General features: G+C 68.3%; 13 protein-coding genes. 4 read left to right on the top strand and 9 right to left on the bottom strand.

Translation table 11 applies throughout. From position 1 onward, the window contains the following. The first annotated feature begins 9 nt into the window (after positions 1 to 9). The 3 genes from ACVWZ7_RS21335 (at position 10) to ACVWZ7_RS21325 (ending at position 5,879) form a co-directional block, all read left to right on the top strand. Complete coding sequence (locus ACVWZ7_RS21335; protein WP_456509028.1) at positions 10 to 2,919, top strand: DEAD/DEAH box helicase; 2,910 nt, start codon at positions 10 to 12, stop codon at positions 2,917 to 2,919. A 196-nt stretch (positions 2,920 to 3,115) separates the two neighbouring features. Beyond that, entirely contained in the window at positions 3,116 to 4,702 is a 1,587-nt protein-coding gene (locus ACVWZ7_RS21330) for an amidohydrolase (RefSeq protein WP_456509027.1), read from the top strand. A gap of 442 nt (positions 4,703 to 5,144) precedes the next feature. After that, entirely contained in the window at positions 5,145 to 5,879 is a 735-nt protein-coding gene (locus ACVWZ7_RS21325) for a polyprenol monophosphomannose synthase (RefSeq protein ID WP_091256196.1), read from the top strand. A gap of 111 nt (positions 5,880 to 5,990) precedes the next feature. On the opposite strand, the gene ACVWZ7_RS21320 is transcribed toward ACVWZ7_RS21325, so the two are convergent. From ACVWZ7_RS21320 to ACVWZ7_RS21300, 5 genes are all read right to left on the bottom strand, one after another. Further along, positions 5,991 to 6,338, bottom strand: a complete 348-nt coding sequence (locus ACVWZ7_RS21320; RefSeq protein ID WP_026266329.1) for an RNA polymerase-binding protein RbpA — start codon at positions 6,336 to 6,338, stop codon at positions 5,991 to 5,993. 414 nt (positions 6,339 to 6,752) lie between these two features. After that, the gene (locus tag ACVWZ7_RS21315) at positions 6,753 to 7,724 is read right to left on the bottom strand and encodes an SPFH domain-containing protein (RefSeq protein WP_456509026.1); all 972 of its coding nucleotides are present in this window, start codon (positions 7,722 to 7,724) and stop codon (positions 6,753 to 6,755) included. 98 nt (positions 7,725 to 7,822) lie between these two features. Then, positions 7,823 to 8,284 carry an NfeD family protein gene (locus ACVWZ7_RS21310; RefSeq protein ID WP_456509025.1) on the bottom strand — a complete coding sequence of 154 codons (462 nt, stop codon included), beginning with the start codon at positions 8,282 to 8,284 and terminating at the stop codon, positions 7,823 to 7,825. A gap of 206 nt (positions 8,285 to 8,490) precedes the next feature. Continuing rightward, positions 8,491 to 9,414, bottom strand: a complete 924-nt coding sequence (locus tag ACVWZ7_RS21305) for a putative RNA methyltransferase (protein ID WP_456509024.1) — start codon at positions 9,412 to 9,414, stop codon at positions 8,491 to 8,493. A 137-nt stretch (positions 9,415 to 9,551) separates the two neighbouring features. Continuing rightward, complete coding sequence (locus ACVWZ7_RS21300) at positions 9,552 to 9,992, bottom strand: VOC family protein (RefSeq protein ID WP_456509023.1); 441 nt, start codon at positions 9,990 to 9,992, stop codon at positions 9,552 to 9,554. A gap of 217 nt (positions 9,993 to 10,209) precedes the next feature. Between ACVWZ7_RS21300 and ACVWZ7_RS21295 the strand changes: the two genes are divergently transcribed. Then, a complete protein-coding gene (locus ACVWZ7_RS21295) occupies positions 10,210 to 12,279 on the top strand; it encodes a S9 family peptidase (RefSeq protein ID WP_456509022.1) in 2,070 nt (689 codons plus the stop codon). Here ACVWZ7_RS21295 and ACVWZ7_RS21290 read toward each other — a convergent pair. From ACVWZ7_RS21290 to ACVWZ7_RS21275, 4 genes are read right to left on the bottom strand one after another with little or no spacing between them, the layout of a single operon-like run. Further along, the gene (locus tag ACVWZ7_RS21290) at positions 12,276 to 12,947 is read right to left on the bottom strand and encodes a peptide deformylase (protein WP_456509021.1); all 672 of its coding nucleotides are present in this window, start codon (positions 12,945 to 12,947) and stop codon (positions 12,276 to 12,278) included. The genes ACVWZ7_RS21295 and ACVWZ7_RS21290 overlap by 4 nt on opposite strands. Positions 12,948 to 12,956: 9 nt before the next feature. Then, the gene (locus ACVWZ7_RS21285; protein WP_456509020.1) at positions 12,957 to 13,979 is read right to left on the bottom strand and encodes a hypothetical protein; all 1,023 of its coding nucleotides are present in this window, start codon (positions 13,977 to 13,979) and stop codon (positions 12,957 to 12,959) included. A gap of 55 nt (positions 13,980 to 14,034) precedes the next feature. Next, on the bottom strand, positions 14,035 to 15,213 hold the full coding sequence (locus ACVWZ7_RS21280) for an FAD-dependent oxidoreductase (RefSeq protein ID WP_456509019.1): 1,179 nt from the start codon (positions 15,211 to 15,213) through the stop codon (positions 14,035 to 14,037). Then, entirely contained in the window at positions 15,206 to 15,883 is a 678-nt protein-coding gene (locus ACVWZ7_RS21275; protein ID WP_237563307.1) for a class I SAM-dependent methyltransferase, read from the bottom strand. Before ACVWZ7_RS21275 ends, ACVWZ7_RS21280 begins: the two co-directional genes overlap by 8 nt. Between the last annotated feature and the right edge of the window lie 64 nt (positions 15,884 to 15,947).

Here is a 15,947-nt window from a genome sequence, read left to right as displayed (position 1 = left end):
GCTGGAAGCATGTCGTCACACCCCGGGCCGGAGTCGCCGTCCGAACGTTACCGCGCCAGCGTCGAGCGGGCCACCGAAGCCAAGACCTACCTGGGGGGTTTCATCCGCTCCCTGGAATTCGAACTCGATGAGTTCCAGCGCGAGGCATGCCTGTCCCTGCAGGCCGGCCGCGGCGTGCTCGTGGCCGCCCCCACCGGGGCCGGGAAGACGATCGTGGGCGAGTTCGCCATCTACCTGGCCCTCCAGCGCGGGCTCAAGGCTTTCTACACCACGCCCATCAAAGCCCTGAGCAACCAGAAGTACTCCGAACTGGCCGCCAAGTACGGTGCCGCCCAGGTGGGCCTCCTCACCGGCGATACGAGCATCAACGGCGACGCACCCGTGGTGGTCATGACCACCGAAGTGCTCCGCAACATGCTCTACGCGGACTCGGACACGTTGGATGACCTTGGTTTCGTCGTCATGGACGAGGTCCACTACCTGGCCGACCGCTTCCGCGGCGCCGTGTGGGAGGAAGTCATCATCCACCTGCCCAGCGAGGTCCAGGTGGCCTCCCTGAGTGCCACGGTCTCCAACGCCGAGGAGTTCGGCGCGTGGCTCGATACCGTGCGCGGACAGACCGACGTGATCGTCTCCGAGCACCGCCCAGTGCCCTTGTGGCAGCACGTCATGGTGGGCCGGAAGATCGTGGACCTGTTTGCCGGCGATACCAGCTTCGACGAGATCGCACCGGCCGGTGAGGGCACTGGCAGTGAGGCGGCTGCCACTGCTGTGACAGCCACCGCCGTGAAGGCAGAGGTGCCCGGGCGGGCCGGATTCGAGGTCAACCCGGAGCTGCTCTCCATGGCACGGGCCGAGAGCCAGATGAATTTCCGCGGCCGCTTCGGCCATGGCGGCCGGAACCAGCGCCGCCAGCAGCGTGGCCAGCGGGACGAACCCCAGGGCGGCCAGCGCAGCCCTGTGCGGAAGGCCAGCCGGCCCCAGGTCATCGCCAGCCTGGACCGGCAGGACCTCCTGCCGGCCATCACGTTCATCTTCTCTCGGGCCGGCTGCGACGCGGCCGTGGCGCAGTGCGTCTCCGCCGGGCTCTGGCTGACCAATGAGCGCGAGCAGCAGATCATCGCCCAGCGCGTTGACGAAGCTGCCCAGGACATCCCCTCGGATGATCTCGATGTGCTCGGCTTCTGGAGCTGGCGGGACGGACTGCTGCGCGGACTCGCCGCGCACCATGCCGGCATGCTGCCGACGTTCAAGGAGGTCGTGGAGAAGCTGTTCGTCGACGGCCTGGTCAAGGCCGTCTTCGCCACCGAAACGCTCGCCCTGGGCGTCAACATGCCGGCGCGCTGCGTCGTGCTGGAGAAGCTGGACAAGTTCAACGGCGAGGCGCACGTCAACATCACGGCGGGGGAGTACACCCAGCTGACGGGCCGTGCCGGCCGCCGGGGCATCGACGTCGAGGGCCACGCGGTGGTGCTGTGGCAGCCCGGCACCGATCCGGCCGCCGTCGCCGGTCTCGCCTCACGCCGGACGTACCCGCTGAACTCAAGCTTCCGTCCCACCTATAACATGTCCATCAACCTCCTGGCGCAGTTCGGCCGGCCGCGCGCCCGGGAAATCCTCGAATCGTCCTTTGCGCAGTTCCAGGCCGACCGGTCGGTGGTGGGACTGGCCCGGCAGGTCCGGAGCCGGGAGGAGTCCCTCGAGGGGTTCAGCAAGTCCATGACCTGCCACCTGGGCGACTTCACCGAGTACGCCCGGTTGCGGCGCGCGCTGGCCGACGCCGAGAAGATGGCGTCCAGGAGCAGCTCCCGGGCGGTGAAGTCGCTCACGGAGGACTCCCTGAGCCGTTTGCTTCCTGGCGACGTGGTGGATGTTCCCTCCGGAAAGTCGCCGGGCCTAGCGGTGGTGCTCAGCTCCGACCACGAATCCAGGGAGCCCCGCCCTGCCGTCATGACGCTGGACAACCAGCTCCGCCGGATCGGCCTGCAGGACGTCGAGGGTCCGTTGTCGCCCATCACGCGGATCAGGATTCCCAAGTCCTTCAACGCCAAGGTCCCCAAGTCGCGCCGCGACCTGGCGTCCTCGGTGCGCAACGCCATCCGCGAGCACCGTCCGCCGGCGCCGCCGCGCCGCGACGAGGACTTCGGCCGGTCTGCGGCCGCGCCCAACCAGGAGAAACGGATCGCTGAGTTGCGCAGGGAGCTCCGCGCCCACCCGTGCCACGGCTGCAGCGAACGTGAGGACCACGCCCGCTGGTCCGAACGCTGGTGGAAGCTCCGCCAGGAGACGGACGGGCTGATTCGTCAGATCCAGGGCCGGACCAACACCATCGCCAAGACATTCGACCGTGTGTGCGGCGTCCTGACGAGCTACGGCTACCTGGAAACCTCGGACACCGGCGTGCTGTCCATCAGCCCGGACGGTCAGCGGCTGCGGCGGATTTACGGCGAAAAAGACCTGCTGATCTCGCAGTCCCTGCGGATGGGTGCATTCAATGACCTCGACGCCGCCGAGATCGCCGCCCTGGCCAGTGTGCTCGTCTACCAGGCTAAGCGCGAGGACCGCGGCTTGCGGCCCAAGATGCCGAACATCTCGCTGGAATCCGCCGTCGATACCGTGGTGCGCGAGTGGTCCGCCCTCGAGGACGTGGAGGAGGCCAACAAGCTGCCGCTCACCGGTGAGCCGGAACTCGGGCTGGTCTGGCCGATCTTCAAATGGGCCAAGGGCCGGCACCTCCAGGACGTGCTCAGCGGCACCGACCTGGCCGCAGGCGACTTTGTCCGCTGGGTCAAACAGGTCATTGACCTTTTGGACCAGCTCGCCGACATCCCGAACCTCGACCCCCGGATTGCGCGGCTCTGCGCGGAGGCGATCAAGCTCATCAAACGCGGCGTCGTCGCCTATTCCTCAGTGGCCTAGGCTGCTGGCCGTACCGGGCCGCTCGCTGGCCCGCTAACACGGCCTGCCAAGACTTTTAAACCCGCCGGCGCCACGCCGGCCACCGTTACAAGGAGTTACCGACCCATGACCGATTCGCCGGCTGCCGCAGCCCCGCAAAGTCACGCTGTACCGCAACGGCTCCGTCTACACGGCGGCCGACCCTTTCGCGACCGCGATGCTGGTCGACGGCGATACCGTCGCCTGGGTCGGTTCCGAACAGGCTGCCACCTCCATTGCGGACTCTTCGATGGAGGTGATCGATCTGCAGGGCGCGCTGCTCGCCCCCGGTTTCGTCGACTCCCACGTCCACCTGACGGAAGCTGGTATCGCGCTCGATTCGCTGCAGCTGGCGGGCGTGCGCTCCGCTGCTGAACTGCTCGACGCCGTCTCCGCCTCCAGCGCCTCCGCCTCCAGCGCGGGCGGTACCGTGCTGGGCCACGGCTGGGACGAGACCACCTGGACCAACCCCGCGCTGCCCAGCCGGGAGGAAATCGAACGTGCCGCCGGCGGCCGCAAGGTCTACCTGGCCCGTGTGGATGCCCACTCGGCCCTCGTGTCCAGCTCCCTGGCGGCATCGGCGGGGCTGGAAGGGCTCGACGGCTTCGCCGCCGACAGCCAGGTCAAGCGCGGCGCCCACACCGCGGCCCGCCAGGTGGCCCGCCAGCTGCCGGCGGACACCCTGCGCGGCTACCAGCGGCGCGCCCTCGCCGAGGCGGCCGCGAACGGATACGTGGCCCTCGCGGAGATGGCCGCTCCGCACATCGGGACGGTTGAGGACCTGCGGGTCGCCGCGGGCTGGAACAGAGCCTCCGGCGCAGTGGTCGATGCCGCGCATCCGGTGCCGGAGATCCTGCCCTATTGGGGCGAGCTGGCCACCTCCGAGGACCACGCCCGGTCCATCCTTGACGGGCTGGGCGTCCCGGTTCTGGGCCTTGCCGGCGACCTCAACATCGACGGCTCGATCGGCTCACGGACCGCGTCCCTGCGTGCCGACTACGCGGACGCGCCGGGGGAGCGCGGCAGCCAGTACCTCTCCGTGGCCGAGGCGGCCGCCCACCTTGCGGCGTGCTCGCTCCTGGGCGTTCAGGCCGGCTTCCACGTGATCGGTGACGCCGGCCTGGACGCAGCCCTGGATGCCCTCGACCTGGCCGCTGCCGAGGTGGGCGAACAGCGCGTCCGCGCCGCGGGGCACCGCTTCGAGCACGTCGAGCTCGCGGATCCCGCGGCAATCACCCGGCTGGCCCGCTACTCCGTCACCGTCAGCGCCCAGCCGGTCTTCGACGCGCTGTGGGGCGGCGGGGACAGCCTGTACCAGCAGCGCCTCGGCGACCGCAGGCTGGGCATGAACGCTTTTGCAAGCCTTTACGCGGCCGGTGTGCCGATCTGCTTCGGCAGCGACACCCCCGTCACGCCGCTACGGCCGTGGTCCAGCGTGCGGGCGTGCCTGGAGCACACCAACCCGGCGGAGCGGATCTCGGCCCGCGCAGCGTTCCTTGGCCACACCCGGGCCGGCTGGCGGGCAGCCCGCTACCGCAACCCGATGGCCGGGCAGCTGGTGCCCGGGGCCCCGGCCAGCTTCGCGGTCTGGGAGGTCGAGGAACTCATGGTCCAGGTTGCCGACGGCCGGGTGCAGTCCTGGAGCACCGACCCGCGGGCCCGCACGCCGCTCCTGCCGGCACTGGATACGGGCACGGACCCCGTCTGCCTCCAGACGGTGCGCGACGGCCAGGAACTCTATGCCAGCGGTGCGCTCGGCGCCTGACCGTACGGGCGACGCATACAGCCGGCTGCCCAGAAACATTGACCCGCGGACCCCTGCCCTGAGCTGGGGCGATGGATGAAACGGCAGGTCACGGCTCGGTTGACAGATTGGGGCACCGCCGTAGCATTGAGGGTCAACGGAGGGTTGCGTACGGCGCAGGCTCCGCAGTCCCCGGTCCATTCCAGGTTGCCGCACCCGCGGGAGCTTTACTGGTCATGACCACGGGCACCCCGAGGGGGCGGGTCTACTTCGCAGCAGAAAACGGTTCCGGCGCCGAAATTTTCAGGCCTGCCGGTACTGGCCCGAAGCGGGTGGACCTGCCCGGGGCCGCCATGCGGCCCGTCACGCGCGTGCGACTCCCTATAATGGGAAGTTGCGCCTGAAAGTCTTCGACGATTCTCTGCCGGCGCACCGACTGCTCCCTTCAAGGAAAGGCCTCGCTGTGCGTGTCCTCACCATCATCCCCACCTATAACGAGCTGGAATCGTTGCCCAAGACGCTCGGTCGCCTGCGCACAGCCGTGCCTGCCTCCGATGTGCTGGTTGTCGACGACAACAGCCCGGACGGCACAGGACAGCTGGCGGACCGAATGGCCGCCGACGACAGCCAGATCCACGTCCTGCACCGGGCCGGTAAGGCAGGGCTCGGCGCCGCGTACATCGCAGGCTTCAAGTGGGGCCTGGACGCCGGCTACGACATCCTCGTGGAGATGGACGCCGACGGCTCGCACCAGCCCGAGCAGCTGCCCCAGCTGATCGAGGCCGTGGAGCAGGGCGCGGACCTCGCCATGGGCTCACGCTGGGTTCCCGGCGGCAGCGTCGTCAACTGGCCGCTCTACCGGCAGGCCATCAGCCGGGTCGGCAGCACGTACGCCCGGATCATGCTGGGCGTTAAGATCAAGGACGTCACCGGCGGCTTCCGTGCCTTCCGCCGGACGACGCTCGAGAAGCTGAACCTGGATGCGGTGGACTCGGTCGGCTACGGCTTCCAGGTGGACCTGGCCTGGCGCGTGGCCAAGCTCGGCCTGACGATCGTGGAACGCCCCATCACCTTTGTTGAGCGTGAACTCGGGGCCTCGAAGATGAGCGGCAACATTGTCATCGAAGCCATGATCAACGTCACGAAGTGGGGCCTGACTGCCCGCTGGAACAAGCTCAGGGGCAAGAAGGACGCCTAGCGGCCCGGACGGCACCGTCCCGGAAGCAGACCGCCCACGAAAAAGGACAGGGCCCGCATCACTAGTGATGCGGGCCCTGTCCTTTTTTAGCCGGTGGTATCAGCTGGCCGTCTAGGCCGACCGGCGTTCGCCGCGGCGTTCGCGCAGGATCGTGAGACGGTCTTCGAGGATCTGCTCAAGCTCGGGGAGGCTACGGCGTTCCAGCAGCATGTCCCAGTGCGTGCGCACTGCCTTTTCGTTGCTGTTGACGGGGCGTTCGCCGTCCACCAGCAAGGCCTCCTTGCCCGTCTTCGAAACCCAAACCGGGGGGATTTCGGCTTCCGAGGAGAACGTCACAAACACCTGCTCGCCGTCCTCGCAACGGTATTCAACCCGCTGGCGCGGAGCCGGTTCGACGCCGGATTCGGTCTCCATGCTCTGTGCGCCAAGGCGCATACCCCGCAGGCTGCGATCGCTCATCTTTTCTCCCTCTATTCGGTTCGCAGGGTCCAGCCCTGCGTTATCCGGGGACCGTCAGGCGCCGGACTTCTGGTTGCACTGTGCTGTACCGCGAGTGGCCCGCTGACCGGGCCGGATGACAGTCACCAGTGACAAAAACTGTTTGGCACGTCATTGGAATCAACGCTGTACGAAGCGTTTTTGTTCCGGACGGCTGAACCGGCCGGACAAATACCCAAGTATACGGCAGCGGTGCACACGAGGTAAAGCGAGTAGCCGGGCAGCGCGGACCACGTAAGGAGTACCCGCCTGCCTGGTCCGGCCTTAAACGGCGGGCCCCACGGCCGGGCCTCAATGACCGGGCCATGGGGCCTGCGGGGGCTCCCTTGAACCGTGATGCGGGCGGTGCCCGACGGTCCGGGAGGTGCCGGGCGCCTAGGCCTGGCTTCCCGGGGTGTCGACCCCGCCGGGCGCGGCCAGCGTTTCGGCATCCGACGACGTCGCCGTCGGGGGAGCTGGAGCCGGAGCCGGAGCTGGTCCGGTACCCAGGACGCTCCCGATCCCCTTGAGTGCGTCGCCGACCTCGCTGGGAATGATCCACAGCTTGTTCGACGAGCCCTCGGCGATCTTCGGGAGGGTCTGGAGGTACTGGTAGGCCAGCAGCTTCGGGTCGGGGTTGCCCTTATGGATGGCGTCGAAGACCTTCTGGATGGCCTGCGCCTCGCCGTCGGCCCGCAGGATCGCCGCCTTGGCGTCGCCTTCGGCCTTCAGGATGGAGGACTGGCGCTGGCCTTCGGCGGTGAGGATGGCCGATTGTTTGGTTCCCTCCGCGGTCAGGATGGCGGCGCGGCGGTCGCGTTCGGCCCGCATCTGCTTCTCCATCGAGTCCTGGATCGAGTGGGGCGGATCGATGGCTTTGAGCTCCACCCGGGAGACGCGGATGCCCCATCGTCCCGTCGCCTCGTCGAGCACTCCGCGGAGCTGGCCGTTGATCTGGTCGCGCGATGTCAGCGCTTCCTCGAGGTTGAGCCCGCCGACCACATTGCGCAGTGTTGTGGTGGTGAGCTGCTCCACGGCCTGGATGTAGTTCGCGATCTCATAGGTGGCGGCGCGGGCATCGGTGACTTGGAAGTACACCACGGTGTCGATCGAGACCACCAGGTTGTCCTCGGTGATGACGGGCTGCGGCGGGAAGGAAACCACCTGCTCGCGGAGGTCCAGCAGCGGCAGCAGGCGGTCCACAAACGGAATGAGCAGGGTGAGGCCGGGATTCAGGGTGCGTTGGTATTTGCCCAGCCGTTCAACGACGCCGGCCCGGGCTTGCGGAATGATCCGGACCGACCGGACCAGCACAATAATTACGAACGCAATCAGTACCAGCAGCACAATTGCGATTGCGATATCCATACATCACCTATTCCCCAGTTGTTTGATTTTGGTGTCGCTGTGGCAGATCCGCGGCGGTGCGGCCCGCTGCCGGTGCCGCAGGATGTCCTGCCGCCTCTTTATTGGATGGCCGATTCCGGCTGCGGGGCCACGATCGCCGTGGCCCCGTCGATGGCGCTGACCACGGCCTGCTGGCCTGGCGCGAGCACCCCGGATTCGGACCGTGCGCTCCAGACGTCCCCGCCAATCTTGACGAGGCCGCCGGTCTCGCTCACTGCCTCCATGACGAGGGCGGATTCGCCGATGAGTCTTTCGATGTTGCTGCGCTGGTCCGCCGGGCCCTTGTGGAGGTGCTTGAGGGCCACCGGCCGGACAAAGCCGATCATCAGCAGGGACACAACGCAGAAGGCGATGATCTGCAGCCACAGATCGGCGCCGGCGAAGTCCGCCACCAATCCGGCGAGGGCACCTCCGCCGAGCATGATGAAGAACAGGTCCAGGGTGAGCATCTCGACCACGGCAAACAGGAGGAACAGGGTGAGCCACAGCGCCCACCAGTTCTCGACCAGCCATACAGACATCAATTCCCCCTTGAGTTCCGGGAGCTGAAAGCACAGCTCCTCAGTAACTGTCTTTCCATCCTAAACTGAAGGGCAACGACTGGACCCGGGCGCCGAAAATTGGTGGACAACGTGGCCAAGTCGTTACGTGCCGGGCTGATTCCCCGCCCCGGGGACGGGTTCAGCGGTGCGGACGCGGTGCAGGCGTGCCGCACCGCCGCGCCGGGTCAGCTCGCGGGAACCGGTTCGAAGACGCTGATCCGGAATCGGGCCGAGACGGCGGTGCGCGGCGGAAGTCCGGCCTCAAGCGCCGCGAGGGCGCTCCGGTCCAGATGGTGTCCCGCCGGACCCATCAGGGCAAGGTTGGTGACGTCGCGCGGGCTCAGGGAGAGAGCCAGGTCCAGATCCCGGGTTCCGACGGGAGCGAAGTGCGTGCCCAGGGATGCCGCGAGCCGCTCGTCCTTGGCCGGCTCGATCCCCAGCATGCCGGTCTGTCCGGCGATCTCGGCCAGGTGGCCGGGCCGGGGCGTGACCACCACGAGGCGGCCGCCGGGCCGGAGCACCCGGGCGAACTCCGGCGCGTTGCGCGGCGCAAAGACCACCGTAACGACGTCGACGGCGTTGTCCTGGACCGGCAGAGGCTGCCAGACGTCCCCGGCCACGTTGAGGGCTTCCGGGTTCATCCTGGCGGCGCGGCGCAGCGCGAACTTGGAAATGTCCAGACCGATGGCCGCAGCCGAAACACTACCCGCCGGAGGGCGCTCGGGGTCCGCCCCCTCGGATTCAGCCCTGTCCTGGTCAAACCTGTCCAGCAGTGTCCTGAGGTAGTGGCCTGTGCCCGTTCCGGCATCCAACACCGTGGGCCGCCCGCCCGCTGAAGCTGCGAGCGCCGGTAAGGACACCTCGGCAACGGCATCGGCCAGCGGCTGATAGTGCCCTGCGGAGAGGAAGTCGAAGCGGGCCGCGACCATGTCCGCGCTGTCCGCCTCAAATACCGTCCCCTTGCCGACCAGAAAGTTGAAGTACCCCTGCTTGGCGGCATCGAAGCTGTGGCCGGCGCCGCACTGCAGGGTCGGGGCGCCAGCGTCGCTGGACCGGAGGCTGGTCCTGCACACCGGGCACAGCAGGGGGAAGTCGGGGGCGGGAGGCATACCTTCATCCTAAGCGCGGATGCCGGGGGAGCTTCGCGGAATCGCCCCTGCGGAATCAACCCTGCGGAATCACTCCTGCGGAATCAGCCTCGGGGGATCGGGGGTGGGCCGGAGGCATCGCCGCTGGGACCGCCGTGTCAGCTGATCCGCTCAGCCAAGGCCACGATGATTCCCTCCGGACCCCGCACGTAGGCCATGCGCCAGACGTCCTCATACTGGCCGATGCCACCGACCAGCCCGTACCCCTCCCCGGCCAGCCGATCGACGTGCGCCTGGAGATCATCGACCTCGAAGGCGACACTGCGCAACCCGAGTTCGTTGGCCATGGCGGCGGGCGATCCCGGCTCGGGGTCGGGCCGGACGAAGCTGGAAAGCTCCACCCCTGTACCTCCGTCAGGCGTTCGCAACATAACGATCTCTGTGCGGGAATCAGGGATCGCTATGACCGTGTCGATGAACTCGCCCTCCACGAACGTCCGGCCCTCAATCTCGAGACCGAGTCCAACGAAGAACGCTGTCACCTTGTCGAGGTCCTGGACCGTGACGCCGACGTGGTCGAACCGCATGATGCGCGACATGAGCAAAGCCTCCAAGTGTTCGTTCCAAGCCGCCCAAGACCGAGCCTACGGTGAAATCACAGCGCGAGGAACACTCTCGAAATAGGAGCTGATCGAAGGGATAAGACATGCCGTCGGTATCGGCGGGAATCGACAAACGACATGTCCCCAGTCCGCGCCGCACCGGACCGGCGTGAGGTATTTCACAGTCTGCGTACCTCGCGTTAGGCTCGCAAGCGTGAAATCTGAACATCTACCGCTGCTCAATTCCGTTTCCACCCCCGCCGTGCATCCGGACGGCTCACGTGCCGTGGTGTCCGTGATCCGCCCGGACTTCGATGCCGACACCTACGTGGGCCAGTTGTGGACCGTCCCGCTGGGCTCGGACCACCCTGGTCAGGTCCCCCTCGATCCGGACCGGCGGCCCCGCCGCCTGACCCGCGGTTTCCGTGACACGGCGCCGGATTTTTCCCCGGACGGCCGGGCCCTTGCGTTCCTGCGGGCGGCCGCGGGCGGGAAGCCGCAGCTCCACGTCGTGGAAGCGGCCGGCGGCGAACCCCAGCAACTCACCGCAGCACCGCTGGGTGTCAGCTCGTTTGCGTGGTCGCCCGATTCCGGGAGCATCGTCTTCAGTGCCAGGACCCCGGAGGAGGGCCGGTACGGCAGCGTCGACGGTGTCGGTGCCGGCAGCGAGGACGCCCGGCTCATCACCGACTTCAAGTACCGGATGAACGGCCTTGGCTATACCGCCGACAAGCCGCTGCAGCTGTTCATCGTGGACGTGCCGCCGCTTGACGCTGAACCGAAGGTCGCCCCGGCCGGACGCGCATTGAAGGCCCTCGGCGCCGCGGCCGATCCGCATGAGCCCGCCGCCAGCCTGCTGCCGGCCGCCCGGCAACTCACCAGCGGGGCGGCCGATCACGACGGCGCAAGCTTCAGCGCCGACGGCGGCACGATCTTCTTCACCGCGGCCCTCCACGAAGGGAGCGACACCGACCTCGTCAGCGGCATCTACTCGATCCCCGCCGCCGGAGGGGAGCCGGAGGCCATCCGGCCGGCCGATGCCGGGCGGCAGAGCATCAGTGCCGTCCGCCAGTCCGCCGATGGCCAGTGGATCTTCTTCCTGGCCCAGGACATGGGACCCTCAGGCCACGACTTTGTCGCCAGGAACACCGCCCTGTTTGCCATGCCGGCCACAGGCGGCCACGCCACTGCGCTCAGCGATGTGGAGACCTTTGACCTGTCCGGCGGCAGCCGGATCGAACTGCGCGGCGCCGCGGGCGCCCTGGTGCTGAACAACGCGCGGGGAACCGTGGAACTGCACGAGTTCCTCGTCGACGGCGGCCACACCGTGCTCCTGGACGGCAACCGGGTAGTCACCGGCGCCGCCGGCGGCGGAGGCTCCCTGGCGGTGAGCTTCAGCGACTCCACCACGGCCGGCGACGTTGCCGTGCTCGACGGCGGGCAGCTGCGGCGGCTGACGGACTTCTCCGCGCCGCTGCGGAGCGTGGCGGACATCGGCGAGCCGCAGGAACTCACGATGCCCTCGACCGACGGCTACCCGGTCCATGGCTGGCTCGTCAAACCTGCAGGCCCCGGCCCGCACCCGGTGCTGCTGACCATTCACGGCGGCCCGTTTGCCCAGTTCAGCGTGGCCTTGTTCGACGAAGCGCAGGTCTATGCCGGGGCCGGCTACGCCGTGCTCATGTGCAACCCGCGGGGCTCGGCCGGCTACGGGCAGGCCCACGGGCGGTCCATCAAGGAGCGGATGGGCACCGTGGACATGCAGGACGTTCTGGCTTTCCTGGACGGGGCCGTGGAGAAGTTCGACGAACTGGACGCTGCCAACGTCGGCATCATGGGCGGATCCTATGGCGGCTACCTGACGGCCTGGACCATCAGCCACGACCACCGCTTCCGGGCGGCCATCGTGGAACGCGGCTTCCTGGATCCGGTGAGCTTCACCGGGTCCTCGGACATCGGCTGGTTCTTCGGCGGTGAATACACGGGCCGTACGGCGGAGCAGATGGCCGCCCAAAGTCCCATGGCGCGAGTGCACAACGTGCGGACGCCGTCGCTGGTGATCCACAGCGAGGATGACCTCCGCTGCCCCGTGGAGCAGGGCCAGCGCTACTTCACGGCCCTCAAGCAGCAGGGGGTTGAGACCGGATTCCTGGTCTTCCCGGGCGAGAACCACGAGCTATCGCGCTCCGGCACCCCACACCACCGCAAGCAGCGCTTCGACGAAATCCTCAAGTGGTGGGCCCGCTACCTGCCGTCCGGGAAGAATCCGGCACCGCAGCCCTAGTCCTCCGCCGGGTCCGGCAGGAAACCGAGTTCCTGCCGGGCACGGCTGATGTCCGGCTGGGCCCAGCGGGCGGAGTATTCAGCGTTGTTGCTAATGGAGCGCAGCTCGGCCCGGTCGAGGTACAGGATGCCGTGCAGGTGGTCGGTTTCGTGCTGGACAATCCGGGCCTGCCAGCCAGTGAAAGTCCGCTGCAGCTGTGTGCCGTCCGGTGTTGTGAAGTCGAGCTGGACCGACTCCGGCCGCAGCACGGCAGCCTGCAGGCCGCCGACGGAGAGGCACCCCTCATAGAACGCCACGGACGTCCTGCCAAGGGACTGATAGCGCGGGTTCAGCATGGCAAAGAACGGCAGCGGTTCCCGTCCGCGGACGGCAGCCACCTCGGGATCGACGGCAAACTGGTCCTCCAGGACGGCGATCTGCAGGGGGATCCCGAGTTGGGGTGCTGCCAGGCCAACGCCCGGTGCCTTGTGCATCACGCTGCGCATGAGGTCGATGAGGTGACCGAGTTCGGCGTCGGTCACCTGGCCTTCGAACGGCGCGGCCACGTGCCGGAGGACTGGATGCCCGGCCTGGACGATCGGCGGCAGGATGCCCGCGCTCAGGATCTCCTGGACGGTCTCCTGGATCCGGGCGGCGCTGTAGTCGGTGGGCCTGGCGTCAATGGACATGCCCTCAGACTACTGGCGGCCGCAGGCAGTTGTAACAAAATCGTAGATCTGTCCCCGAAGTTTGTCGCCGGCAGCGATCTTTAGGACGCCCTCCCGGCCCGCCACCGTGATGCGCAGCGGCAGGAGTGTGCCCACTTTGTCTTCGGCCACGGCGTGGGGATCGCAGCGGGCTGGCCGGATTCCAAGCCGCAGTTCCGCAGCCGCCCCGCCGGCGCGAACCGTGAACGCCCGCGGCCACGGAGCAGCCGGGGACTCGGCCAGCAGGGTGGTTTCGTCAATTCGGTCTATCACCAACTCACCGGCGCCCGCTCCGCCGGTGCCCCCTGCCTTGGCGGCGGCCGGTGTAACGAGCAGACGCACGACGGCGGTCCGGCCGTCCGCGGCGACCTCAAGGTCCGGAGCCAGTGCGAAAGCCGCCACCGCTGCGGCTTCGCGGGTCAGGCACATCTCAGCGTTGTTACGCGCCAGGACCCCGAAGGGATCTTCAGCCGTGGTTGGGCCGGTGGCCGGGTCTGTTGCAGCGGCTGCTGGCGGCGCCAGCCGGAGGGTCACCTGCGCTGATCCGGTGGTTCGGGTGGTCCCGCCGGTTTCGTCCCCGGGCACCCCGCGGGATGCGCCAGTGCTGTTACATTCCGGCGCGGATAACGGTGCCGGCAGACTCTTCATCTGGCCGGGCGGCAGCACGATACCGCCGGCGGTCGCCGGCCAGGCGATCGGGGCCGCGAAGAGCGGCGTGCTCAGTTCAGCACCGAGGACCGTCAGAGGAGCGACCGTGGTGTTCGTGAGTTGGATTTCGATGATCTGATTGCTGTAGTTGTCGCGAAACTGGTTGAGTTCAACGGTCACCGGCCCGGCGGAGGTGGCTGTCGCTACGGCTGTTGGAGCGGAGGGCGTGCCGGCGGACCCGCCACCGGTGCCCGTGCTGCAGGACGCTGCGGCACCCAGTACGGCCACGGCGGACGCTGCGCTGCACAGTATGCGGAACACTGTGCGGAACACTGTGCGGCGCCGCGGCACCGAGAGGCCGTCCATGCGCACAGTCTATTCCGCGCCACGGTCACCCATGGGCCGGGCAGCCACGGGAGCTTCAATGCATGGTGAACCGGCGCGCGATCAACGAATTCACCGCCGGGACTGCGGCCACGCCGCCGATGGCCCGATTCCGCGCTGCCAAGAGGCCGTCCGCGAGGGGCCGGCCCAGGGCCATGTTGATTTCCGCCCGGCGGGCGGCCTTGGCGGCTGCCCTCAGGCGGGCGAGTTCAAAAGTCCGCAGACGGTCCGCCACATTGTGACCGCGCGCCGCTGCCGTCATGATCGGCGCCAGGTCCGCGGCATCCAGCCAGCCCAGGTTCATGCCCTGCCCGCCGATGGGGCTCACCTCGTGGGCCGCATCCCCGATCATCACCACCCGGCCGGCTGCCATTCGGCGCACCAGGCGCGTGCGGACACCAAAGCTGCTGAGCATGCTGTTGGTCCCGGCATCGATCTCGAATCCCGTCCGGTCCCGCACACACTGCATCAGCCACCGGGCATCGCCGTCACGATCGCCGGCGGCCGGGTCGCGGGCAGCGAGTTCACGGCCAATGAAGTCTCCGGGGCCCAGCCGGACCACCCAGCGGCGCAGACGACCGGGCAGGGGAAACGACTCCACGATTCCCGCACCGGCCAGGAACAAAGCCGCGTCGGGACCAAAGCCGGTCCCGTCCGCGAAGTCGCCCATGAGGTAGCTGTCCGGATGGTCCTTGGTGCGCAGGGCGATGCCCTGCACGGACCGCACGGTGGATCGCACGCCGTCGGCGGCGATGACCAGCGGCGCCGTGTATCGGAGGGCGCCCCCCGGGGATGCGGCTTCCACCGTGACCCGGACGCCGTCGTCAGACAACCCGGTGACACGGACGGTGCGGTGCACAGCGCCGCCGTCGAGCTCGTTGACCCGCTGTTCCAGCAGCGCCTCAGTACGGCCTTGCGGCAGTGACAGCACGAACGGGAAGCGGTCCGAGACTCCGGCGAAAGACATCGTGGCGAGCGTCCTTCCGCGGGCCAGGGCGACGCCGCGGCGGATCTGGACGCCCTCGGCAACCAGGGTTTCCCCGACTCCTGCGCGGGAGAGGGCCTCGAGGGCCGGCGGATGGATGCCGATGGCCCGCGAATGGGGTTCCGGGGCGCTCCGTTGCTCCAGCACCTGCACCTCCACCCCCTCCTGGAGCAGCAGGGCGGCCATGAAAAGTCCCACCGGGCCGCCGCCGATGATCAGCACATCAGCCACCGGCGGGTGGTCCTTCCGGGTGGCCGGCGTCGGCGGTGTCCAGCAAAAGGAGGTTGCGGAAGGGGGCGTGGCGGGCAACCGTCCAGCCCGGGGGAGCGGCGGCGGTCAGTTCCGCTGCGGTGAAGCTTCGCCGGATCGAGGTCAGCCCGTCCTGCCGGATGTAGGAGCCGGTGAACACCCAAGAGGCTGCACCGAAGAGCGCGTAGGCGGCGGGGCTGCGGCGGATGTCGTTGTGGATCACCGTGCCGCGGGACAGCCTGGCGGATTCGGCCAGGAATCCCGGCAGTCCGTCCAGGTGGTGCAGTACATGGTTGGACACCACGAAGTCATAGCGGCGGCCTTCTGCGACAAGCTCGGCGGCGGCCGCCTGGCGGAAGGTGATACCCGCAGACGCGTGCCGGTCCGTGGCGAACAGGCTGGCCCGCGGATCCGGGTCAATGGCCGTGATGTCCAGCCGCAGCCCGTCCCGGCCGGCCCAACGCGACAGCAGGACCGGAACATCGCCCCCGCCGCAACCGATGTCCAGCAGGGTCATCGGGGTGTCCGGGGTCAGCCGCGGCCGCACACGGCGCCGATAGATGCCGCGCCACCCGGCGACCGCGCGGTTGACGAGCGCGAACTGGGCATAGGTGCGCTCCAGTCGGCCGGGATCGCAGCCGGGCAGGTCCATTTCCTCGACGGCGTCGGACGCGCGGTCCCGCAGAAGGACCGAACGGAGTCGGTCCGTCGTGAAT

Source organism: Arthrobacter sp. TE12232 (assembly GCF_054062615.1).
This window is presented reverse-complemented; position numbering and strand designations above follow the sequence as displayed.